Here is a 21,797-nt window from a genome sequence, read left to right on the forward strand (position 1 = left end):
AATGGCCCGCGGCCTGAAAACAAGACAACGAAAACAGCTGAGGGGTAGAGCATGTCCATTCTAGCCGACACCAGGGTTTCGCGCCGCAGCCTGCTCGCCGGAGCCGGCGCTTTCGGCCTCGCCTCAATGGTCAATCCAAAAGTTTCCTGGTCGAGCGACGGGCCGATCCTCAAGGTGCGCTCCTACGCCGACATCCAGACGCTCGACCCTTGCTTCCGGCTGGCGGCGCCTGAAGGCGACATCACCAGCGTCATCTTCGCCGGCCTCGTCGTCACCACGCCGGGCGACAGCTGGGGCTGGCGGCCGATGGCGGCGGAAACGATCAAGCAGCTCGATCCGCTGACCGTCGCCTTCCAGCTGCGCGACAATATCGGCTTCACCGATGGCTACGGCCAGATGACGGCCGAAGACGTCAAGTTTTCGATCGAACGCATCGCCGACCCAGCCAACAAGAGCCCCTATTCCGGCGACTGGGCAACGCTCAAGGAAGTCGAGGTCAAGGACAAGCTGTCGGGGCTGATCCACCTGAAACAAGCCTTCGCGCCGCTGTGGACGTCGACCTTGCCGACGCCGTCCGGCACCATCCTGTCAAAGCGCGCCATCACCGAGCTCGGTGGCAAGATGGGCGTCAAGCCGGTGGCTCAGTCAGGCCCCTACATCCTGAAGGAATGGCTGCCCAAGCAGCGCACGGTGCTGGTCCGCAATCCCGACTGGAAGTACGAGCAAGGTGCCTTCGCGGAAATCCACATTCATCCGATCGAGGACGAGAAGACCGCCGAACTCGGCTATGAGGCCGGCGACCTCGACTACACCTGGACCGCGGTCTCCTCGATCTCGCGCCTGAAGCAGACGCCGCCGCCGAAGACGACCGTGGTGGAGAAGCCTTCGCTGGCCTTTGTCTGGCTCGGCATGAACCAGGATGTCGCTCCCTTCAACAATCCCAACATGCGCCGCGCGGTTCAGTACGCCGTGGACCGCAAGGCGGTGGTCGATGCTGCCTATTTCGGCGCCGCCGCAACCGCCACCGGCATCATCGCGCCCGGCCTGCCCGGCCATCGCGAGAAGAACCTTTTCGATTTCGACCCGGACCGCGCCCGCGACATGATCACCAAGGAAGGATTGGCCGGCACGACGATCACGCTCGACATCCTCAACAAGACCGAGCGCCTGACCGCGGCGCAGGTCGTGCAGTCGAACCTGCAGGATGTCGGCCTCACCGTGGAGATCAAGCAGAACGACAGCGGCACCTTCTGGACGCTTGGCGCTAAGGAAGGCGACTACTGGAAGAAGCTGCAGATGATCATCAGCCGCTTCTCCATGCAGCCGGATCCGAGCTGGGCGACTGCCTGGTTCACCCGCGACCAGATCGGCGTCTGGAACTGGGAGCGGTTTTCCAGCGAGGAATTCGACAAGCTCAATGCCGAAGGCATGGTCGAGCTCGACCCGGCGAAACGCGATGTCATCTACAAGAAGCTGCAGGACCTGATGGAGGAGAACGGCAACTACGTTTTCCTGACGCATGAGGTCACCGGCATCATGAATCGAGACACGCTTGTGGCCGGCCTGAAGCCGAATGGCGAACCCGTGTTCACCGACTTCAAACCGGCATGATGTCGGCGGGCGGGGCTCGCCCCCACCAAAGACCGTCCGACAGGTACCGAAAATGATCCGCTACGCCCTCAAGCGTCTGTGGCTTGGCGCCATCATCATCAGCGTCGCTATGATGATGATGTTCGCCATGGTCTACCTCATTCCCGGCGACCCGGCCTCCGTCGCGCTGGGGCCACGCGCGACGCCGGAGATGATGGAGGCGCTGCGCGTGCGCATGGGCCTCGACCAGCCGGTGTGGCGGCAGTTCCTGCACTTCTACGGATCGGTCCTGCGCGGTGACCTGGGCACCGAGGTTCTGTCGAACCGGCCGGTGCTGGACGTGGTGATGGAGCAGCTTCCGTTCACGCTGGCGCTGGTGGTCGGCGGCATTACCTGGTCGGTGGCGCTTGGCATCCCGCTTGGCTGTATCGCCGCGGTGCGCCGAGGCGGCTTTGTCGATCAGGTGATCGGGGTTCTTTCGGTGGCGATGATCGCGGTGCCGTCCTTCGTCGTCGCCATCTATTCGCTGCTGGTGTTCGCGGTCGCACTGCAATGGCTGCCGGCGATCGGCGCCGGCGAACCGGGCGACCTCGCCAGCCGGCTCCAGCACCTCATCCTGCCGTCGCTGGCGGTCGGACTTGGCTGGATCGGCTACATCTCGCGCATGGTGCGCGCCTCGATGCTGGAGACGCTGGAGGCCAGCCATATCCGCACGGCGCGCGCCTTCGGCCTGACAGAGCACCGGATCGTCTACACCTACGCGCTGCGCATTGCCGTGCTGCCAACGATCACCCTGCTCGGCGTCGGTATCGGCCACATGCTGTCGTCTTCCGTTTTCGCCGAAATCGTCTTCGCCCGCCCCGGCATCGGCAAGCTGGTCTATGAGGCGATCTCGGTGCGCAACTACCCCATCGTCTCCGGAGCCGTGCTGGTCACCACGGTCTTCTTCGTCCTCGTCAACGTAGCGGCCGACATTCTGGTCGGTGTATTGGATCCCCGTGTCAGATCAAGTTTCAACTGAGCTGTCTTCCGGCGGCAGCCGGTTGTCCGGATTGTGGCGCACCGCGCGCCGCATCATGCGCGAGCCGCTGGGCGCCGTCGGCCTGACGCTGGTGACGGTGGTGGTGCTGTCGGCGGTCTTCGCCAGCCTCCTGACCAGCTATGCGCCGAGCAAGATATCGCCGGCCGAACGCTTCGCTTCGCCGAGCCTGCTGCATCTGCTCGGCACCGACCACCTCGGCCGCGATCTTCTCACCCGGGTGCTCTATGGCGGACGCGTCGCGCTTTTGATCGCGCTCGGCGCGACAGCGGTGTCGCTGGTTGTCGGCGTCGTGCTGGGGCTGATCGCAGGCTATGGGCCGCGCTGGCTCGACAACGTGCTGCTGCTGATCTTCGACGCGGTGAAGAGCTTTCCCACCGTGATGCTGGCGCTGACGTTGGTCACTCTGTTCGGCCCCTCGCTCTATGCGGTGGTGCTGGTGGTGATGCTGGTCAATGTGCCGGGCTATGCCCGCATCATCAGGACGCAGACGCTGGTGCTTAAATCAGCCGAACATGTCATGGCGGCGCGCTCGATGGGCGCCAGTGCGGGCCGCATCCTGCGCGTCCATATCCTGCCCAACATCATCGGCCCGATCCTGATCCTGATATCGATGGACATTCCTGTGGTGGTGGCGATCGAGGCGGGCATGAGCTTCCTCGGGCTCGGCGTGCGGCCGCCAACGCCGAGCTGGGGCGCGATCCTCAATGACGGCTTTGCCAACATCCGCGATTCCTACTGGATCGTGATTGCCGGCGGCCTGCCGATCGTGCTGACCACTCTCGGCTTCACCTTCTTCGGCGAGACGCTGCGCGACCTCTTCGATCCCCGGCTGAAGGGGCGGTCATGACGGTTATCGCGATCAAGGATCTGAGCGTCGCCTTCCACACCGAGAGTGGGCGACTGGAGGCGCTGAAGCAGGTGAGTTTTTCCGTGCCGGCCAACCGCAGCGTTGGCGTGGTCGGCGAATCCGGCTGCGGGAAGTCGACGCTCATCAACGCCATTCTCGGCCTGCTCGCCGACAATGGCGAGATATTATCGGGCGAGATCATCTTCGAGGGCGACAAGGACCTCGCCCGGCTTGACCCCATGGCGATGCGCGGCTTGCGCGGCCAAAGGATCGCCACCGTTTTCCAGGACCCGATGGGCGCGCTCAACCCGGTGCTGTCGGTGGGGCGGCAGATGCGCGACATCCAGTATCGCTCGGGTCTGTCGAAGCAGGACAAGGATGCGCGCTCGGTCGCCATGCTGCGCAAGGTTCGCATTCCCGATCCGGAAAGCCGGCTGACACAGTTTCCGCACGAATTCTCCGGCGGCATGAAGCAGCGCATCGCCATCGCCATGGCGCTGATGATGGAGCCGGCGCTGCTGATCGCCGACGAGCCGACCACGGCGCTCGATGCGACGCTGGAGGTGGCCACCATCGAACTGCTCAAGGATCTGCAGCGCGACATCGGCTGCTCGGTGCTGTTCATCTCGCATCATCTGGGCGTGATCGCCGAACTCTGCGACGAGATGATCGTGATGTATGCCGGCGAGGTGGTGGAAAGCGGCACGACCCGCGAGATCTTCCACGACGCCCGCCATCCCTACACGCAGAAGCTGCTGGCCTGCGATCCCGCCCGGCTGTCGCAGCGTGTGCCCCGGCTGCCGACGATTGCCGGGACCTTGCCGGACCTGCGCCGCCGACCAAGCGGCTGCGTCTTCCAGCCGCGCTGCGATCGCGCCGACGCCCAATGCCTGACGACGCCTCCCAACGCCCCTGTCGGCGGATCTCATATCGCCCATTGCTGGCACGCGGACGTTCCACTGGGGACCATGGGCGCATGAACGAAGACCTGCTCCGTGTCAGCGACCTGCGCGTCTCGTTCCGGGTTGGCGGCCTGTCCGCCAGGCTCGCGGGGCGGGCCACCGAAATCGAAGCGGTCTCCGGCGTCAGCTTCACGCTTCAACGAGGCAGCACCTTCGCGCTGGTCGGCGAATCCGGCTCGGGCAAGACGACGCTGGCGCGCACCCTCAACGGTCTTCAGCCGGTGAAAGCAGGCACGATCGTGTTCGAAGGACAGGAACTGCAAGGCCTGTCCAACGCCGCGATGAAACCGGTGCGGCGGCGCATGCCGATGATGTTCCAGGATCCGGTCGGATCGCTGTCGCCGCGGCTCAGCGTGCGCTCGCTGCTGTCGGAGCCTTTCGTCATCCACGGTTTGTCGGATCGCGATCTCAACGCTGAAGTCACACGGCTTCTTGCGCTGGTCGGGCTGCCGCGCGATTTCGCCGACCGCTACCCGCACCAGCTATCCGGCGGCCAGGCGCGCCGCGTCGGCGTTGCGCGGGCGATCGCGCTGGACCCGGTGCTGGTCGTCGCCGACGAGCCGACCGCCGGCCTCGACGTCTCCGTGCAGGGAGAGGTGCTGAACCTGCTCAACGACCTGCGCGACCGCATGGGCCTGTCGATGCTGATCATCACCCACAATCTGCATGTCGTGCGCCAGATCGCCGACCGCATGGCGGTGATGTATCTCGGACGCTTCGTCGAGCAGGGCGAAACCGAAGCGATCTTCCGCGCCCCGCATCATCCCTATACGGCGGCCCTTCTCTCCGCCAATCCCGAGCCTGATCCCGACAGGGTGCATCAGCGCATCACGCTGCCGGCTGACGTTCCGTCCTTGCTGGCGCGCCCCTCAGGCTGCGAGTTTCACACACGCTGCCCGCAGGCCGAGGGCCGTTGCGCGCTGGATGTCCCCGTCCCGGCCTCGGTCGGCGACAGCCGTCTGACCTGCCATTTCCCGCTGAACACATAAGGATCGCCACCGGCGCAAGTGTCGGCCGGGGCGTTGAGAGGAGCCGCCATGCAAGATTTCCGCGTCGTCACCGATTTCCCGCGCAAAAGCCGCGAGATCGAGAATTTGTGGATTCCGATGCCGGATGGCGTCAAGCTGGCGGCGCGTGTCTGGCTGCCGGAAGACGCGGAGAGCGATCCCGTGCCGGCGATCCTCGAATATTTGCCCTATCGCAAGCGTGACGGAACGGTGGAGCGCGATGCGCTGACGCATCCCTATTTCGCCGGTCACGGCTATGCCGGCGTGCGGGTCGACATGCGCGGCTCGGGCGACAGCGAAGGGCTGTGCAAGGGTGAGTATCTGAAGCAGGAGCAGGATGACTGCCTGGTGGTCATCGAATGGCTGGCGAGGCAATCCTGGTGCTCGGGAAGCGTCGGCATGATCGGCATCAGCTGGGGCGGCTTCAACGGGCTGCAGGTCGCGGCCCGCCGGCCGCCGGCGCTGAAAGCCGTCGTTTCGCTGTGCTCGACCGACGACCGCTATAACGACGACGTGCATTATCTCGGCGGCGCGATGATGTGCGACAATCTGATGTGGGGAACCACCGCCTGGGCCATCGCCATGACCCCGCCCGACCCGCTCATTGTCGGCGACCGCTGGCGCGATCTTTGGAAACAACGGCTGAATGGCAATGGCATCTGGATGCAGGACTGGTTTGAACACCAGCGCCGCGACGATTTCTACAAGCACGGTTCGATCTGCGAGGATTATTCCGATGTCGAAATACCGGTCTACGCCGTCGGCGGCTGGGCCGACGGTTACCCCAATCCGATCTTCCGGATGCTGGAAAAGCTAAGCGGTCCCCGCAAAGGGTTGATTGGACCCTGGGGCCATAAATATCCGCACTTCGCCATGCCAGGACCGCGCATCGGCTTCCTGCAGGAGTGCCTGCGCTGGTGGGATCAATATCTCAAGGGCATAAACACCGGCATTGCCGACGAGCCGATGCTGCGCGCATGGATTCAAGATCCCGCACGGCCGGCGGCGATCTATGACGAGCGGCCCGGCCGCTGGGTCGCCGAGCCGGCATGGCCAGGACCGGGCATTGGCGAAAAGGTGCTGAACCTTGCGCCGCATGTGCTGAGCGAGGCCAGGGGCGAAGACACGATCCTGGAGATTTCATCGCCGCAGACGGCCGGCCTGTCGTCCGGCGCCTGGTGCGGTTATGGCGTCATGCCGACCTTGCCGATCGACCAGCGCACGGAAGAAGGCAATGCCCTGATCTTCGAGACGGCGCCGTTGACCGAAGCGGTTGAGATCCTTGGTTTCCCGGAATTCGAGGTCAAGCTCTCCTCCGACAAGCCGGTTGCGCTTCTGTCCGCCACGCTGTCGCAAGTGTTCCCGGAAGGTGCTGCCTCGCGCGTCAGCTACGGCATCCTCAATCTGAGCCATCGCAACGATGATCTGGACATCGCACCCATGGTGCCGGGCCGGGCGGAGACCGTCCGCATCAAGCTGCGCTGCTGCGGGCAGCGTTTCGAGGCTGGCGAGCGTATCCGGCTGGCACTGGCGACATCGCATTGGCCGATCGTCTTTCCGACCGCCGAGCAGGCGACGCTGTCGATCCATTGCGGCGATAGCCGGCTGATCCTGCCGGTGCGCGCGCCGCAGAAGCTGGACGACACGCTGGGGGCCTTCCTGGCTCCGGAAAGCGCCGCGCCGATGGAGCAGGAGGTTCTGACCAAAGGGGACGGCTTTCAGCGCTCGGCTTCGACAGACCAGGTCACTGGCGAGACCGTCTACCAAGTCGTCAATGATGGCGGCACGGTGCGGCACCCGCATACGGGAATCGTCCTTTCAGCGAAGCATGTCGACCGGTTCTCCATTCACCCCGACGACCCGACCTCGGCGGTCGGCACCTGCACCTGGGAAAAATCCTATGGCCGCGGCGACTGGCAGGCGCGCCTTTCAGTGACGGCGACGGTGCGCGCGCTGCGCGACGTCTGGCGGATCGAGACCCACATCACTGCCCATGACGGAGACGAGCGGATCGTCGACCGCAGCGAGGTCAAGGAGTATCGGCGCGATCTCAACTGAGCGGCGGCGATTGGCAATCAGGCCATCGATTTCGGCAAGGCGACGGCCAGCGCATCGACGGCCAGCCGCACCTTCAGCGGCAGATGCGGTGTCTGCAGCCAAAGCGCGTGGCAGTCGTAGAGATATCGCGGCTGGTCCGGCAACAGCGCCATCAGCGCGCCGGCCTGAATGCGGTCGCGTACCAGCCACCAGGGCAGCCAGGCCAGCCCCATGCCGTCGGCGGCCGCGTCAGCGATGGCATCGAGATCGTCGAGCCGCAGCCGTCCGGTTGGCGTGATCTCGAGCGTGGGTTGCCCCTCGCGCACAAACAACCACGGCTGAACGACCTGGCCGAGCCGGCGGTAGACAATCGCCTGATGGTCGGCGAGATCCTCGATCCGCTGCGGCTCGCCATGAATTCTGAGATAAGAGGGTGCCGCGCAGACGACCATGCCCTGACGCGCGACGCGACGCGCAATCACCCCCACCTTGTCGTCAAGAGTGCCGGTGCGGATGGCGAGATCGTAGCCGTCCTCGGCAAGATCCGCGAAGCGGTCGGTGAGCGACAGGTCGAGTTCCAGCATCGGATATTGACGGGCCAGCTTCAGCAATACGGGGGTCACGCAATGGCGCCCGAAATGCGCCGGCATGGTGACCCGCAGTTTTCCACGTGGCTCCGAAAACTGTTCGGCGGCGAGCGCATCGGCGGCTTCGGCCTCGGCCAGCACCACCCGACAGCGTTCATAGTAAGCGCGGCCGAAGTCGGTCAGGCTCTGCCGTCGCGTGGTCCGGTTGAGCAGCCGCACGCCCAGCCGCTCCTCAAGAAACCGGACATGCTTGCCGACCATCGGTCCGGAGAGGTCGAGCGCGACCGCCGCGGCCGCGAACGAGCCGAGATCGACCGCCTTGACGAACACGGCCATGCTCTCAAGCCGATCCATATTCGGAACTCCTGGTTTCTACTGTTCTTCTCTTACAGCCATTTATCCCCGACAAGACCGGCTGCATAGCTCATTCGGTTCTGATGATTTGGAGTATCCCGAATGACACGCGTAGTTCGCTTTCACCAGCATGGTGGTCCCGAGGTTCTGCGCATCGAGGATGTCGCGCTTTCCCCACCGGGTTCGGGCGAAGTTCAAATCCGGGTCAAGGCACTCGGCCTCAATCGCGCCGAAGCGCTGCTGCGCGCGGCTTCCTATATCGAGACGCCGACGCTCCCCTCGGGGCTTGGCCTTGAGGCAGCGGGCGTCATCGAGGCTATTGGTGTCGGCGCGAAGGATTTCGCGCCGGGCGACAGCGTCAGTGTTATCCCGCCGCAATCGATGATCCGCTGGCCGGCCTATGGCGAGTTTGCCACCTACCCCGCCGGACTTGTCGTCAAGCATCCGCCGTCGCTCGACTGGCAGACGGCAGCGGCCGTCTGGATGCAGTATCTCACCGCCTATGGCGCGCTGATCGATATCGCCGGGCTGCACAGCGGAGACCACGTGGTGATCACCGCAGCCTCGAGCAGCGTCGGGCTTGCGGCAATCCAGATCGCCAACAGGGTCGGTGCAACAGCGATTGCGGTGACGCGGACATCGGCGAAGAGGCAGGCCCTGCTCGACGCCGGCGCGGCTGAAGTCGTCACCTTGGCCGAGGAGGATTTGGCGGCACGGCTGAATGAGATCGCAGGGCCTGAAGGCGTGCGCGTCGTGTTCGATGCGGTCGGCGGCCCGATCTTCGAGCCACTCACAGCGGCCATGTCGCGTGGCGGCATCCTCATCGAATATGGCGGTCTCAGCCGCGAGCCGACGCCATTCCCGCTGCCAGCGGTGCTGAGCAAGACGCTGACACTGCGCGGCTACCTCGTCCACGAGATCACCGGCAACCCTGTGAAGCTCGAGGCCGCCAAGGCGTTTATCGTCGAAGGTCTGGAGCACGGAACGCTGAGGCCGATCATCGACAGGACCTTCGCGTTCGACCAAATCGTCGAGGCGCATCGCTATCTGGAATCGAACGAGCAGTTCGGCAAGATCGTAGTGACGATCTGAGATCGTAGTGACGATCTGAGATCGTGGTGACGATCTGAGATCGTGGTGACGATCTGAGATCGTGGTGACGATCTGAGATCGTGGTGACGATTTGAATCGTGGTGACTGCCTGAGCAACGGTGGCGAACAAGTCATTCTTGCAGGGCAATATCGGCCTTGAAGCCGCGGCTTTGCATCCCTAACTGTTCGGTGCGGGCCGGGCCCCTCTGACTGTCGCTTTTGGCGATTGTGATGTCGGACCGCTTTAACGGGCCCGTTTCCATTCTTTCGGTCAAGCGGGCTCATTCCTTTCGGTTTGGAGCCCCGTATGACATCTACTTCCCTCCTCGGTATGGTTTGCCCCTCCTGCCGCGTCGCGCTCGTGATGAGCGAACGCCAGGGTATCGAAATCGACTACTGTCCGCAGTGCCGCGGCGTCTGGCTTGATCGAGGAGAACTCGACAAGATCATCGAGCGTTCCGGCAGGGAAGCGGCGCCCGCGCCGCAGCCACAGCCGGCAGCATTCTCCCAGCCACAACATGGCCAGAGCCGCGATGACGATTATTCCCGCTCGCACGGTCACCGCTATCCAAAGCGGAAGAAATCATTCTTCGAAGAGTTGTTCGACTGACCGCATGATGCCCGACATCCAGGCCGGCACTTGCTGAAACTCCCGAAACCACATCGACAAAGGTTCATCTCCGATGATTTCCCGCACCAGCCGATTTGCAGCCCTCTTTGCAGGACTGTTCCTTGCATTCTCCATGGTTGCGATGGACCATGCCGAGGCCCGTCGTGGCGGCAGTTTCGGCAGTCGTGGCATGCGTACGTTCCAATCGGCACCGCCGACCAGGACGGCCCCAGCACCGACCGCTCCGGTCGAGCGGTCGATGACGCCCAACACCGGTGTGAACAACGCGGCCCGGCAGCCGCAGGCCGGCCTGCAGAGGCCCGGCTTCATGAGCGGTTTCGGTGGAACGATGATGCGCGGCCTGTTGCTCGGCGGCCTGTTCGGCCTGCTTTTGGGTCAGGGCTTCGGCGGCCTGGCCGGCATGTTCGGTTTCCTGCTTCAGGCCTTGCTGATCGGTGGCGCGATCATGCTGGCCATCAGGTTCTTCCGCTCGCAATCCGCGCGCGGCCCCGCGCCGGCGCTCGCCGGTGCCGGCAATGCCCAGGCTTCGCGATTTGAGAACCGCTCAACGGCAGGGCAGCAGACTGCAGGCTCCTTCACAATTCCCGGTTTCGGCGGCGGTTCAGGTGGAGGCTCTCCGGCCGCCGCCTCCGAGGAGATCACGCTGGCCCAGACGGATCTCGACGCATTCCAGCAGCTGCTGACCGATGTCCAGGAAGCATTCGGGCGCGAAGACCATGCCGCTCTGCGCCGGGCGGTTACACCCGAAATGGTATCCTATCTGTCGGAAGAGTTGGCCGACAATGCCCAGAAAGGTCTCAGGAACGAGGTGACTGATATCACCTTGCTGCAGGCCGACATCGCGGAAAGCTGGCGCGAGGATGAGCGCGACTACGCCACGGCCGCCTTGCGCTACGAATCTCGTGACGTGACGCGCGAACGGGCCAGCGGCAAAATCGTCGCGGGCGACGATGATCATCCGACAGAGACGACCGAGCTGTGGACTTTCGTGCGTGAGAATGGATCGAACTGGAAGCTCTCGGCAATACAACAGGCTTGAGCCTCGGGCGATTTTTTCCGAGGCTTCGCAGTTGTGGGCGTTCAGCGCACGATCTTGACGCACATCGGCGTGCCGATCTCGATGGCGCGCCCGGTGTCGGTCAGTATGCCGCTGTCGGCGTCGCGGGCGAAGATCGAAATGCGGTCGCCATTCTGGTTGGCGGAAAACAGATGGCCGCCTGACGGCGTCAGCGCCAGGTTACGCGGGGTCGCGCCGCCGCAAGGGATATAGCCGACGAGGCTGAGCGACCCTGTCTGCTGGTCGACCGCCATGATGACGACGCTGTCATGGCCGCGGTTGGAGCCGTAGACAAAACGGCCATCCGGTGAGATCTGGATATCGGCGCAGTGGTTGCTGTCGCGTGCCTCGGCCGGCACCGCCGGCTTTGCGTCGATGATCGAGAGCTTGCCGGTGGCTTCGTCCAGCGTCATCGACACGATGGTCGAATCCAGTTCGTTCATGACGAAGACGAAGCGTCCGTTCGGATGCAGTGCGAGGTGGCGTGGACCGGCGCCGGATGGCAAAGCGGATTCGGTTAGCTTGGCCAGATTGCCCTCGCGCTCGATCCGGTAAGACACCAGCCGGTCGATGCCGAGGTCGGCGACGATGGCTGTTCCCCCGCCGATGGTTTCGGTGACGCTGTGCGCATGCGAGCGTTCCTGCCGCGCCACATTCGGGCCGCTGCCCTCATGCGAAACGCTGGCAAGCGGCGCCGACAAGGCGCCGTTCTCTTCGAAGCCATAGACAGCCACCGCACGATCCGGGCCGCCCTCGCCCATGCCGTAATTGGCGACCAGCAGTTTTGTCCCGTCGCGGGTGATGGTGTTGTGGGCGGCTATGCTACCGAGCGACGGTTGCTTGTTCAGATAAATGAGCGTCCCCGAAGCTCGATCGAAGCTGTAAGCTGAGACGGTGCCCTCGCGCCAGGTGAACACTTCCGAGTTGGCGTAGATCCGCGAGCCGTCCGGCGTCACCGAGAGGAAGGTCGGATTGTCGACGTCGTTGGTCTCGGCCAGTTTTCGTGTTTCCAGCGTCGTCTCGTCAAAGCTGTAGACGCTGAGGCCGACGCCCCGAGCGCCCTGAAAATACGGCGCCTCGCGGTTCAGGCTGCCGACAAAGACCAGACAATTCTCGCGCATGATTTCCTCCCCTACCCGCCTGCGCTTTGGCGCGCGGGAGCAGCCAAAATTTCGCCTGTTCACGCTTGCAACGCAACCCCATATGTGAAAATACTATTTACAAAAGAAGATTGACGGGAGGAGACGTCTTGTATTTCGACGCCTTGATGCGTTTTCCGATAGCTGTGACGTGCCCCATGCAGGTCTGGCGGTGCCGACCATGAACGATTTCGCACCTACCGTCGGCGTCGCCTCGACGCATCCCAAGAACATGCCCGGAGATCACGCCGCGCTGCCGGTGTGGAATGCCGAGAACTGGTTCTACGAGGACTGGCCCGTCGGCCAGAAGATCCGCTCGTTGCGGCGCACAATGGCCGAAGGCGACAGCCATTTGTTCAACACGCTGGTGCTCGACATCCACCCCTATGTGCAGGACCAGATGTTTGCCGAGAACGAAGGCATTTTCGGCAAGCGGCTGATCGCCGGCGCCTTTGTCTTTTCGGCTGGCCTGGGGCTGGTCGCCACCAACTGCGTCAATGCCTTCTCTTATGGCTACGACAAGCTCCGCTTCATAAAACCCGTCTTCATTGGCGACACGATCTATTCGATCCGCTCCAACCTCGACAAGAAGCCCCGCTACAAGGAAATGGGGCTGATCCGCGCCAGCTATGAGGTGTTCAAGGGCGAAGGCGAGTTGGTTCTCTATTGCGAGCATCTGCAGACGGTGAAGTACCGCAACCCGGCCGACTTCGTCGGCAAGACGGAGAAATAGCATGCCGGCAGCAGCCGAATTGCCGCTCGCCGGTCTCGTCGTCGTCGACATGAGCCAGTTCCTGTCCGGGCCCTATTGCTCACTCAGGCTGCTCGATCTCGGCGCCCGCGTCATCAAGATCGAGCGTCCGGATGGCGGCGACCTGTCGCGCCGGCTCTATCTCAGCGACACCGAGATCGGCGGCGATTCCACCATCTTTCACGCCATCAACCGGGCCAAGGAAAGTCTTGCCATCGACCTCAAGAACGAGGCCGATCTCGAGGCGTTGCGCGGCCTTCTGGCCAAGGCCGATGTGCTGATCCAGAATTTCCGGCCGGGCGTCATCGAGCGGCTCGGCTTGGACTATGAGGCGGTCCGCAAGATCAATCCGCGGCTGGTCTATGCCTCGATCAGCGGCTATGGCGAAGACGGACCATGGGTCAAGAGACCCGGCCAAGACCTGCTGGCGCAGGCGCGCTCCGGCGTGATGTGGCTAAACGGCGATGAGGACCAAGGGCCGGTGCCGTTCGGTCTTGCCATCGGCGACATGCTGGCCGGTGCCGCCTGCGCGCAGGGCATTCTGGCCGCACTCGTGCGGCGCGGCATCACCGGCCAGGGCAGCCATATCGAAACCAGTCTCCTGGAAGCGCTGGTCGATTTCCAGTTCGAGGTGCTGACGACGCATCTCAATGACGGCCGCCGGCTGCCCAGGCGCTCCAGCTTCCGCAGCGCGCATGCCTATCTGTCGGCGCCTTACGGTGTTTACCCGGCCAAGGACGGATATCTCGCCATCGCCATGACGCCGATTCCCAAGCTGGCCGATCTCCTGTCGCTCAGCGAACTCGCACCCTATCGCGACAAGCCTGCGTCGTGGTTCACCGCGCGTGACGACATCAAGGCGATCATCGCACAGCGGATCGCCACCAAGACGATCGACGAGTGGCTTGATATCCTCGAGCCGGCCGACATCTGGTGCGCCAAAGTGCTGACCTGGCCGGAGATGCTGGCGAGCGAAGGGTTCCATTCCCTCGGCATGCTGCAGACTGTGACGCGCGAGGACGATGTCTCGATCCTCACCACCAGTTCGCCGCTCCGGGTCGATGGCATAAGAGCCAAGGCCGATCGGGCGGCGCCCCGCATCGGCGAGCACAGTGCCGCCATCCGCGCGGAGTTCGGCCTGTGAGTTCGCCCAAGCTCAAAGGCATGACCTGGAGCCATCCGCGTGGCTATGATCCGATGGTCGCCTGCTCGGCGCTGTGGCAGCAGAAGACCGGTATTGCCATCGAATGGGACAAGCGCTCGCTGCAGGACTTCGAATCCTTCCCGGTCGAAGAACTGGCGCGCGCCTATGACCTCATCGTCATCGACCATCCGCATGTCGGCCAGATCACGGCCGAAGGCTGCCTGGAGCCGCTGGATGTCGCCGGACGCGAGGCGGAACGCACGGCCCTTGCCTCGGGCAGCATCGGCCAGTCCTATCCGAGCTACAACTGGCAAGGACGGCAATGGGCTTTCCCGATCGATGCGGCAACGCAGGTCCAGGCATGGCGTCCGGATGCGATCGGTGCGCCACCGGCGCGCTGGAGCGAGGTGCTCGATCTCGCCCGGCAAGGCCGCGTGCTGCTGCCGCTGCGGCCGCCTCACGTGTTGATGGTGTTCTACACGCTTGCCGGCAATCTCGGGCATGCCTGCACGACCGATCCATCCGACGATCTGATCGATGTGGAGATCGGTAGCCAAGTCTTCGAGGCAATGCGCGAGATCGCAGCGCTGGTCGATCCCGCGTGTTTCGAGATGGACCCGATTGCCGTCTCCGAACGTATGGCGGAGGCCGGTTCCAGGTTCGTCTGCGCGCCACTGATCTATGGTTACGTTTCCTATGCGACGGCTGGCTTTCGGGCGAACCGGCTGGCCTTTGCCGATGTTCCGGTCATCGGTTCCGGCGGCCCGGTCGGTTCGGCGCTTGGCGGCACCGGCATAGCCGTATCAGCCTTTTCCAAAGCCAGGGATGCCGCGATCGACTTCGCCTATTGGGTCGCGAGCGGCGATGTCCAGCGAGGCGCCTATGCCGCCGCCGGCGGCCAGCCCGGCCATGCAGCGGCCTGGGAGGACCAGGCTGTCAATGAAGCGACCGGCGACTTCTATCGGGATACGCGCGCGACGCTGGAGGGTGCATGGGTGCGGCCGCGCCACGACGGCTACATGACTTTCCAGCAAGCAGCATCCGAACGCATCCTTTCCGGCATGACCTCCCGGCATCAAGCCCGACAGGTTGTTGCCGATCTCAATCGCCTGTTTCGGGAGAGTTCCCCGGTGCAGGTGTCCGGCGCTGCCGGTGGAGGAGCCTGAACCAAACCGAACGGAGGAGAACGAGATGACAGGAATGATCCGCGGCCTGCTGGCCGCAACCGCGCTTGCCTCGCTTGCAACGACCGCCTTTGCGCAGGATGTGCAAGGCGTCATCGGCGGGCTGCCGACCGAACTCAAGGCGCAATATGACGGCGCGCCGCAGAAGGTGCTGCCTTCGGCCTGGGACAATTTCACAGCGCCGCCGAAACCGTGGAAATGGTGCCACTCGGAATCCTACCAGGGCAATCCGTGGCGGGTCACGGTGACCAAGGAATTGAAGCGTCTCGTCGACGGGCTGATCGCCGACGGAACGGTGTCCAGCTTCGAGGTGTCTGATTCCAACAATGACGCCAGCCAGCAGATCAACCAGATCCGCGCCTTCATCGACAAGAAGTGCTCGATCATCACCTCGATCCCGGGCTCGGCGACGGCACTCGATGATGCGATCGACGCTGCCGCCAAAGCCGGCATTCCGTTCATCACCGCTGCCGGTTCGGTGACCAGCCCGAACGCCATCAATGTCGATTCCAACTATGCGCGCTGGGGCTACGACATGATGGCGGCGATCGGCAAGGCGCAGCCGGACGGCGCCAGCATCCTTCTGGTCGAAGGCATCGCCGGACACCCGATCGTGGTGCAGGAGCGCCAGGGCGCGGACAAGGCGCTGACTGAAAATCCGAAGCTGAAGATCTCGCGCAATGTCAATGGCAACTGGACAGCCAACGTCACCAAGACCGTGGTGCTGCAGGCGATCGCCACCAACCCGGCGCCGATCGATGCAGTGTGGACGACAGGCAGCGAAAGCCGCGTCGTCGCCGAAGCCTTCGCAGAAGCCGGCCGGCCCGCACCATTGATCACCGGCTCGATCACCGGCGATGCGCTGGGCTACTGGAAGGCCAACCCCGACAAGTACCGCTTCGAAGGCCATGCGGTGCTGCCGCACTGGACCGCGCAGACGCTGTTCCGCGTCGGCGAGCGCATGCTCGACGGGCAGAAGCCGAAGCTGAACACGCTGCTGATCCCGATCCCGCCTGTCCACACCGCCGATCTCGGTGCCTGGTACAAGGACTGCATGACGACGGACGCCGTGTCTATCTTCCCGATCCCGCCGAAAGATCCGATGCCGGAGGAATGGCTCGACGCCTATTTCTCGAACCCGGCGCCAACCAAGGGCTGGGACTATTCGAAGGTGCCCGATGCCTGTGCAAAGTGACGCCTGCTAATCTCTCAACAGGCCGGCTCCTTTCGGGGAGCCGGCCTGCCAGCATCGAAATGCGACATGCTTGAAGTCAAAACCATATCCAAACGCTATGGCGAGACGATCGCGCTCGCGGACGCATCGATCGCGTTTCGGGCGGGAACCATCCACACCATCCTGGGCGAGAACGGTTCGGGCAAGAGCACGATGGTCAAGCTGTTGTCCGGCATCGTCCAGCCGGACAGCGGCGCGATCCTCCTGCACGGCAAGCCGTTCTCGGGCGCCAACCCCTCGGCCTTCCAGGCGCAAGGCTTCGCCACGGTGTTCCAGGAGGTGCTGATCGCGCCGGATCGCAGCGTGACCGACAACATCCTGCTCGGCCTCGACGGGCTGGTCCGGCGCGCTGTGCCCCGCAACGAGCGCCGTGACCGGGCGAAAGCTGCGCTTAAGCGCTTCGCGGTCACCGACGTCCCTCTCGACATGCCAGCCGGCCTGCTGCCGCTCGCCGCGCAGCAATTGGTCGTCCTTGCTCGCGCGATCGTGCGCAACCCAAAGATCCTGATCCTCGACGAGGTCACCGCCGCGCTCGACTTCGCCGATCGCGAATCCGTTTTTTCGTTGATGCGTGCGCTTGCCGGCGAGGGCTGCCTGATCCTGTTCATCACCCACCGCATGGACGAGGTGATGTCGCTTTCGGATCGCATCTCGATCCTGCGGGGCGGCAGCGTGGTGCGCACCGAAGAGCGCGGCGCTTCGACGCCGGCTGAGCTTCTCAAGACAATGGCGCCACGTACCGCCGCGGAGCTTGCGCATGGCTGATCGCACCGCTCTCGATTTTGGTGGTCTTGCCGTTCGCGAACTCGTCATCGCGCCCGGCGCCAGCCCGATCACGCAGGCAATCGCTCCGGGTGAGATCGTCGGGCTTGCCGGCCTCGATGGTCATGGCCAGGAGCTGTTTCTCAAGATGCTTGCTGGCCTGGAACCGCCGCATGGCGGCTCGATCGAGCTCGGTGCATCGGATGCGTCCCGTAAGATCACCGGGTTTCGCAAGGCTGTCGCCAGCGGCATCGCCTATTTGCCGCGCGACCGACGCGCCAACGGCATTTTCCCGACGCAGTCGGTGCTCGACAACTTCGCCGTTTCGACTCTGTCGCGCGACACACGGCTCGGCCTGATCAGCCCGGCGGCGCGCAAGGCGCGCTACGACATCTACCGCGAAAAACTGTCAATCGCCGCACCCCGGCCCGATGCCACGATCACCACTTTGTCGGGCGGCAACCAGCAGAAGGTGCTGCTGGCGCGGGCCTTGGCGCTGGAGCCCGCGATCCTGCTCCTCAACGATCCGACGCGTGGCGTCGACGTGGCGACGCGGCATGTTCTCTACGACGTGTTTCGCGGGCTGGCGGCCGACGGCATGGGGCTCGTCATCCTGTCCAGCGAAATCGAGGAGATTCTTCTCCTGTGCCAGCGCGTGCTGGTGTTCCGTGAGAATGAAGTCGCGGCCGAGATCGCCGGCAACGCCCTCACCACCGACGGCGTGATATCAGCCATGTTCGGACGTGCGGCATGAGCCCTGTTGCGCGCCTCCTGTCCCTTGGGCGAAATTTCGGCTTCGCCGTCGTGCTGCTGGTCGTGCTGCTTGCGGTCAATCTCATCCTCAGCCCGGGACGGTTCCAGCCGGGTTCCTGGGGGGCGCTGGTCGGATTGGCGGCGCCCTTGATCGGTGCTGCCATCGCCTCCACGCCTGTCATCCTCGCCGGGCGTGGCGGAATCGACATCTCGGTCGGGCCATTGATGGGCTTTGTCAACGCTTTGACGATCCAGGTGCTGTTCCTCGGCACCGGCATCTCGTCGCCCTTGGTGCTCGTTCCGGCGGCGTTGCTCGTCGGCGCGCTGGTGGGCGCGGCGAACGGCTTCCTGGCGACAATCGTGCGCATTCAGCCGATCGTCGCCACGCTCGGCACCTATCTGATCCTGACCGGCGTGACGCTGACAATCCTGCCGGCGCCGATCGGCCCAGCGCCGGCCTGGCTCAAGGCGCTGTCCGGTTCGCTGTCGATGCTGCCGCTGGCGGCGATGCTCGTCGTCTGGTGGCTGGTGCGGCGCACACCATACTACGACCAGCTTATGGCGGTCGGCAGCGACGACCGCGCCGCCTACACCGCCGGTGTCGATGTCACGCGCGTGCGCTTCATCGCCTATGTCATGACCGGCATCCTCGGCGGATGCGCCGGGCTGATGCTGACCGCGCTGATCGGCTCGGCTGATCCCAATATCGGGCCGACCTACACACTGATCGCCATCGCCGCCGTAGCACTTGGCGGCGTCAGCCTGGCCGGCGGCCGTGGTGGCGTGGCGGGTGCCAACATCGGCGCCATCGACATCTTCCTGCTGCAGAGCGTGCTGACGACGTTCAACGTCTCGACCTTCGTGCTGCAGATCGCCTACGGCGCGATCCTGGTGCTGGCGGTGATGCTGACAGCGCTGCAGGAACGTCTTGCCATGGGGAGACGCTGACATGGTTTTGCGCCAAAACCTCTTCGCGACAACCAACGCCCGTGTCGTCGGCGCCTTCTGCGTCGCCGCCCTTCTGCACCTTGCCGGCACAATTCTCATTCCCGGCTACTCGGCGCCGTTTGCGATACGGGCCATGCTGGTGCTCGCCTCGCTGCTCGCCGTGGCCTCGATTGGCCAGACGCTGGTCGTCATCATGGGCGGCATTGACCTTTCGATCCCCTTCGTCATCGGCTTTGCCAATGTCGTGGCGGCGCAGCTTTATGGCGATGGCTGGAACTTTTTTCTCGTCTGCGGCCTGGTCGGCGCGCTGGCGCTCGTCATCGGCGGGCTGAACGGGCTGATCTCGCGCAGCCTCGACATCCAGCCGCTCATCGTCACGCTCGGCATCGGCATGGTCGTGCAAGGGCTGGTGCTGCTGTGGACAGCCGGCTTCCCGTCAGGCTCCGCGCCACAAGCGGTTTCCAGCTTCGTCTCGATCGGCGGATCGGCCGGCCCGCTGCCGGTGCCGTGGCTGGTGCCAAGCCTGGTCGTGCTGGCGGCGCTGGTCGTGCTGGTGCTGGAGCGGACGCCCTATGGCCGCCGGCTCTATGCGTTGGGCAGCAATCCGGGAGCGGCGCCGCTGGCGCTGATCGATCCGGTTCGCATGTGGGTCATCACCTATGCAGCAAGCGCCTTCTTCGCCGCTGTCGCGGGCGTGCTGCTGCTCGGCTTCACCGGCTCGGCCTATGGCGATGTCGGCCAGCCCTATCTGTTCCAGACCATCGCAGCGGTCGTCGTCGGCGGCGCAGCACTGGTCGGCGGCCGGGGCAGCTATCTCGGCACGATCGCCGGCGTGCTGGTGCTGACCGAGATCAACACGCTGCTCATCGGCCTCGGCTTCCAGCCCGCGGCAGTGCAGGCCGCGCTCGGCTTCGTCATCGTGCTGCTGGTTTCGCTCTATGGCCGCGAACGGCACGTCTCGGCAACCATCTGAAAGGACCTGTCAGTCGAGCCGCCACAGCTTGCGGGCATTGCCGGACAACAGCCTGTCGCGCTCGGCAATGCTGCAGCCCGAGAGCAATGCATGGGTCGCCGCCACCCAGGTCGACAGGCCGCCGCCTAGCGTGCAGACCGGCCAGTCGCTGCCCCAGACGACGCGGTCCCAGCCGAATGAATTGATGGTGTGCTCGACGTACGGCCGCAACGTCTCGACCGTCCAGCTGCCGGCATCGGCATAGGCGACGACACCGGAAATCTTGGCCATGACATTCGGGCGCCGGGCGATCTCGCTCATATGCTCGCGCCATGGATGTTCCCTGTTGCCCTTGATGTCGGGCACGCCGCAATGGTCGAGGACGAACGTCACATCGGGTGCCAGGTCGGCAAGCACGATAGCCTTGGGAATCTGGTGCGGCAGCACGACGAGATCGAAGGTCAGGCCGGTGCCGCCAAGCCGCTTGATGCTGTCGCGGAACACCGCACCTTCCGAGAGCTCGTCGGGCGCGACATGAAGGACGCGGCGAAAGCCCTTTACGAACGGGTTTGCCCGCTGCCGTTCGAGATAGGCCGCGAAGTCTCCTTCCTCAGGACGGCAGGACGCGATCACCCCGGCCAGCATGCTGCCGGGCTGCCGTGACAGTCCTTCCACACGAGCCGTCTCGGCTTCGATGTCGGCCGGATCGACATCGACCTCCATATGCAGCACGCGCTCGACGCCGACACGCTGCGCCTCCGTCGCGTAGTCTTCATAAGAGAAATCGCGGTTGAGCGCCGGCACGCCGGCGAGCCAGGGATAGCGCAGGGCCGAGCGATCGATGAGGTGAAGATGGGTGTCGATGATCATGGCGAGGCTCCTCCCTCTGGCTTTTCAAATCATCTCACGAGAGAATTCTTCATTCAAATAAGAATTCACACCGATGAGCCGACTGCTGATCCAGCAAGGTGCGACAGCTTTTCACACGTTGCCAGCAACAGTTCGATTGTCCTGGTGATATCGGGTGCGGAAGGCGCGTTGACCACCGTGATGTAGGGAATCGACAGCGCGGCGATCGCCTTGCCGTCGGAACTGCGCACCGGGGCCGACAGGTTGAAGACGCCGGCTGTCTGCATCGAAGCCATCATCTCGTAGCCACGGTCGCGGATCTGGTCGAGACGGGTGAAGAACTCGCTCGATTGCGCCGTCTTGTCGGTGCTGCGGACGTGTTCGGAAATCATCATCTGGCGCTCTTCCGGTGAGCGGAAGGCGAGCAGCACATGTCCCGAGCCGGTGTCGAACAGACTGATATGGGAGCCGACCCGGATCGATATGCCCCAGTAGTTCGGTGCTTCCTGCTGACCGATGACGACGGCAGAACCGCGATCAAAAACAACGAGTTGGTTGGCCTGCTGCGATGTCTCGGCAAGCTCACGCATCAGCGGCGTGGCATAGGAGACCAGCCGCCGTACCGGCGCGTGCAACTGTGCCAGGCCGAACAGCTTGAGCGTCAGCGAATAGCGGTCGCCGTCGAGGCGCGTGACGTAGCCGCGCCGCACCAGCCGGTCGAGCATGCGATAGAATTCGTTGGGACTGCGGTCGAGTTTCTTGGCGATTTCGGCCTGGGTCAGGCCACCATCGACGCCCGCCAGCAGTTCAAGGATATCGAGCCCCTTGTCGAGCGCCGGCGCGCGATAGCGCTCGTCTTCGCTGTCGTCCATGGG

The 21,797-nt window shown here is 64.1% G+C and carries 21 protein-coding genes; 17 read left to right on the top strand and 4 right to left on the bottom strand.

Annotated elements, in window-relative coordinates; genetic code table 11:
* Nucleotides 1-51 precede the first annotated feature (51 nt).
* The 6 genes from A9K65_RS28745 to A9K65_RS28770 are packed head-to-tail and all read left to right on the top strand — an operon-like array spanning nucleotide 52 to nucleotide 7,506.
* Nucleotides 52-1,611 carry an ABC transporter substrate-binding protein gene (locus A9K65_RS28745; protein WP_064995046.1) on the top strand — a complete coding sequence of 520 codons (1,560 nt, stop codon included), beginning with the start codon at nucleotides 52-54 and terminating at the stop codon, nucleotides 1,609-1,611.
* A 52-nt stretch (nucleotides 1,612-1,663) separates the two neighbouring features.
* On the top strand, nucleotides 1,664-2,611 hold the full coding sequence (locus A9K65_RS28750) for an ABC transporter permease (RefSeq protein ID WP_064995045.1): 948 nt from the start codon (nucleotides 1,664-1,666) through the stop codon (nucleotides 2,609-2,611).
* 22 nt (nucleotides 2,612-2,633) lie between these two features.
* The gene (locus A9K65_RS28755) at nucleotides 2,634-3,479 is read left to right on the top strand and encodes an ABC transporter permease (RefSeq protein ID WP_064995044.1); all 846 of its coding nucleotides are present in this window, start codon (nucleotides 2,634-2,636) and stop codon (nucleotides 3,477-3,479) included.
* Nucleotides 3,476-4,459: an ABC transporter ATP-binding protein gene (locus A9K65_RS28760; protein ID WP_064995043.1), complete on the top strand. Its 984-nt coding sequence runs from the start codon at nucleotides 3,476-3,478 to the stop codon at nucleotides 4,457-4,459. Before A9K65_RS28755 ends, A9K65_RS28760 begins: the two co-directional genes overlap by 4 nt.
* Complete coding sequence (locus tag A9K65_RS28765; RefSeq protein ID WP_013533007.1) at nucleotides 4,456-5,430, top strand: ABC transporter ATP-binding protein; 975 nt, start codon at nucleotides 4,456-4,458, stop codon at nucleotides 5,428-5,430. Before A9K65_RS28760 ends, A9K65_RS28765 begins: the two co-directional genes overlap by 4 nt.
* Before the next feature lie 48 nt (nucleotides 5,431-5,478).
* Entirely contained in the window at nucleotides 5,479-7,506 is a 2,028-nt protein-coding gene (locus A9K65_RS28770) for a CocE/NonD family hydrolase (protein WP_064995042.1), read from the top strand.
* 17 nt (nucleotides 7,507-7,523) lie between these two features.
* On the opposite strand, the gene A9K65_RS28775 is transcribed toward A9K65_RS28770, so the two are convergent.
* On the bottom strand, nucleotides 7,524-8,426 hold the full coding sequence (locus tag A9K65_RS28775; protein WP_064995041.1) for a LysR family transcriptional regulator: 903 nt from the start codon (nucleotides 8,424-8,426) through the stop codon (nucleotides 7,524-7,526).
* 102 nt (nucleotides 8,427-8,528) lie between these two features.
* Here A9K65_RS28775 and A9K65_RS28780 point away from each other — a divergent pair, with 102 nt between their 5' ends.
* The 3 genes from A9K65_RS28780 to A9K65_RS28790 all read left to right on the top strand — a co-directional run bounded on the left by A9K65_RS28780 (nucleotide 8,529) and on the right by A9K65_RS28790 (nucleotide 11,188).
* The gene (locus tag A9K65_RS28780; protein ID WP_064995040.1) at nucleotides 8,529-9,518 is read left to right on the top strand and encodes a zinc-dependent alcohol dehydrogenase family protein; all 990 of its coding nucleotides are present in this window, start codon (nucleotides 8,529-8,531) and stop codon (nucleotides 9,516-9,518) included.
* A gap of 307 nt (nucleotides 9,519-9,825) precedes the next feature.
* Nucleotides 9,826-10,128, top strand: coding sequence for a zf-TFIIB domain-containing protein (locus A9K65_RS28785; protein ID WP_024502504.1), 303 nt, complete (start codon nucleotides 9,826-9,828; stop codon nucleotides 10,126-10,128).
* A gap of 73 nt (nucleotides 10,129-10,201) precedes the next feature.
* Nucleotides 10,202-11,188, top strand: a complete 987-nt coding sequence (locus A9K65_RS28790) for a Tim44 domain-containing protein (RefSeq protein ID WP_064995039.1) — start codon at nucleotides 10,202-10,204, stop codon at nucleotides 11,186-11,188.
* Between the two features lie 41 nt (nucleotides 11,189-11,229).
* On the opposite strand, the gene A9K65_RS28795 is transcribed toward A9K65_RS28790, so the two are convergent.
* Nucleotides 11,230-12,327: a lactonase family protein gene (locus tag A9K65_RS28795; RefSeq protein WP_013533013.1), complete on the bottom strand. Its 1,098-nt coding sequence runs from the start codon at nucleotides 12,325-12,327 to the stop codon at nucleotides 11,230-11,232.
* 199 nt (nucleotides 12,328-12,526) lie between these two features.
* Here A9K65_RS28795 and A9K65_RS28800 point away from each other — a divergent pair, with 199 nt between their 5' ends.
* The 8 genes from A9K65_RS28800 (at nucleotide 12,527) to A9K65_RS28835 (ending at nucleotide 20,094) form a co-directional block, all read left to right on the top strand.
* Nucleotides 12,527-13,078, top strand: coding sequence for a MaoC family dehydratase (locus A9K65_RS28800; RefSeq protein ID WP_013533014.1), 552 nt, complete (start codon nucleotides 12,527-12,529; stop codon nucleotides 13,076-13,078).
* A 1-nt stretch (nucleotide 13,079) separates the two neighbouring features.
* On the top strand, nucleotides 13,080-14,240 hold the full coding sequence (locus A9K65_RS28805) for a CaiB/BaiF CoA-transferase family protein (protein ID WP_024502501.1): 1,161 nt from the start codon (nucleotides 13,080-13,082) through the stop codon (nucleotides 14,238-14,240).
* Nucleotides 14,237-15,406 carry an extracellular solute-binding protein gene (locus tag A9K65_RS28810; protein ID WP_063167546.1) on the top strand — a complete coding sequence of 390 codons (1,170 nt, stop codon included), beginning with the start codon at nucleotides 14,237-14,239 and terminating at the stop codon, nucleotides 15,404-15,406. The genes A9K65_RS28805 and A9K65_RS28810 overlap by 4 nt, the downstream gene beginning before the upstream one ends.
* Nucleotides 15,407-15,431: 25 nt before the next feature.
* On the top strand, nucleotides 15,432-16,619 hold the full coding sequence (locus tag A9K65_RS28815) for an ABC transporter substrate-binding protein (protein WP_024502499.1): 1,188 nt from the start codon (nucleotides 15,432-15,434) through the stop codon (nucleotides 16,617-16,619).
* Nucleotides 16,620-16,685: 66 nt separating this feature from the next.
* Nucleotides 16,686-17,423 (top strand): ATP-binding cassette domain-containing protein, encoded by a 738-nt coding sequence (locus tag A9K65_RS28820; RefSeq protein WP_013533018.1) that lies wholly within the window; start codon nucleotides 16,686-16,688, stop codon nucleotides 17,421-17,423.
* Entirely contained in the window at nucleotides 17,416-18,174 is a 759-nt protein-coding gene (locus A9K65_RS28825) for an ATP-binding cassette domain-containing protein (RefSeq protein ID WP_063167545.1), read from the top strand. The genes A9K65_RS28820 and A9K65_RS28825 overlap by 8 nt, the downstream gene beginning before the upstream one ends.
* On the top strand, nucleotides 18,171-19,121 hold the full coding sequence (locus A9K65_RS28830) for an ABC transporter permease (RefSeq protein WP_064995038.1): 951 nt from the start codon (nucleotides 18,171-18,173) through the stop codon (nucleotides 19,119-19,121). Before A9K65_RS28825 ends, A9K65_RS28830 begins: the two co-directional genes overlap by 4 nt.
* A gap of 1 nt (nucleotide 19,122) precedes the next feature.
* Nucleotides 19,123-20,094 carry an ABC transporter permease gene (locus A9K65_RS28835; protein ID WP_013533021.1) on the top strand — a complete coding sequence of 324 codons (972 nt, stop codon included), beginning with the start codon at nucleotides 19,123-19,125 and terminating at the stop codon, nucleotides 20,092-20,094.
* Between the two features lie 9 nt (nucleotides 20,095-20,103).
* Here A9K65_RS28835 and A9K65_RS28840 read toward each other — a convergent pair whose 3' ends face one another.
* Nucleotides 20,104-20,943, bottom strand: a complete 840-nt coding sequence (locus A9K65_RS28840) for an amidohydrolase (protein WP_063167544.1) — start codon at nucleotides 20,941-20,943, stop codon at nucleotides 20,104-20,106.
* A 65-nt stretch (nucleotides 20,944-21,008) separates the two neighbouring features.
* The gene (locus tag A9K65_RS28845) at nucleotides 21,009-21,794 is read right to left on the bottom strand and encodes an IclR family transcriptional regulator (protein ID WP_013533023.1); all 786 of its coding nucleotides are present in this window, start codon (nucleotides 21,792-21,794) and stop codon (nucleotides 21,009-21,011) included.
* Nucleotides 21,795-21,797 lie beyond the last annotated feature (3 nt).

Origin of the sequence: Mesorhizobium sp. WSM1497, assembly GCF_001672455.2 — a bacterium.
Classification (GTDB): Bacteria; Pseudomonadota; Alphaproteobacteria; order Rhizobiales; family Rhizobiaceae; genus Mesorhizobium; species Mesorhizobium ciceri.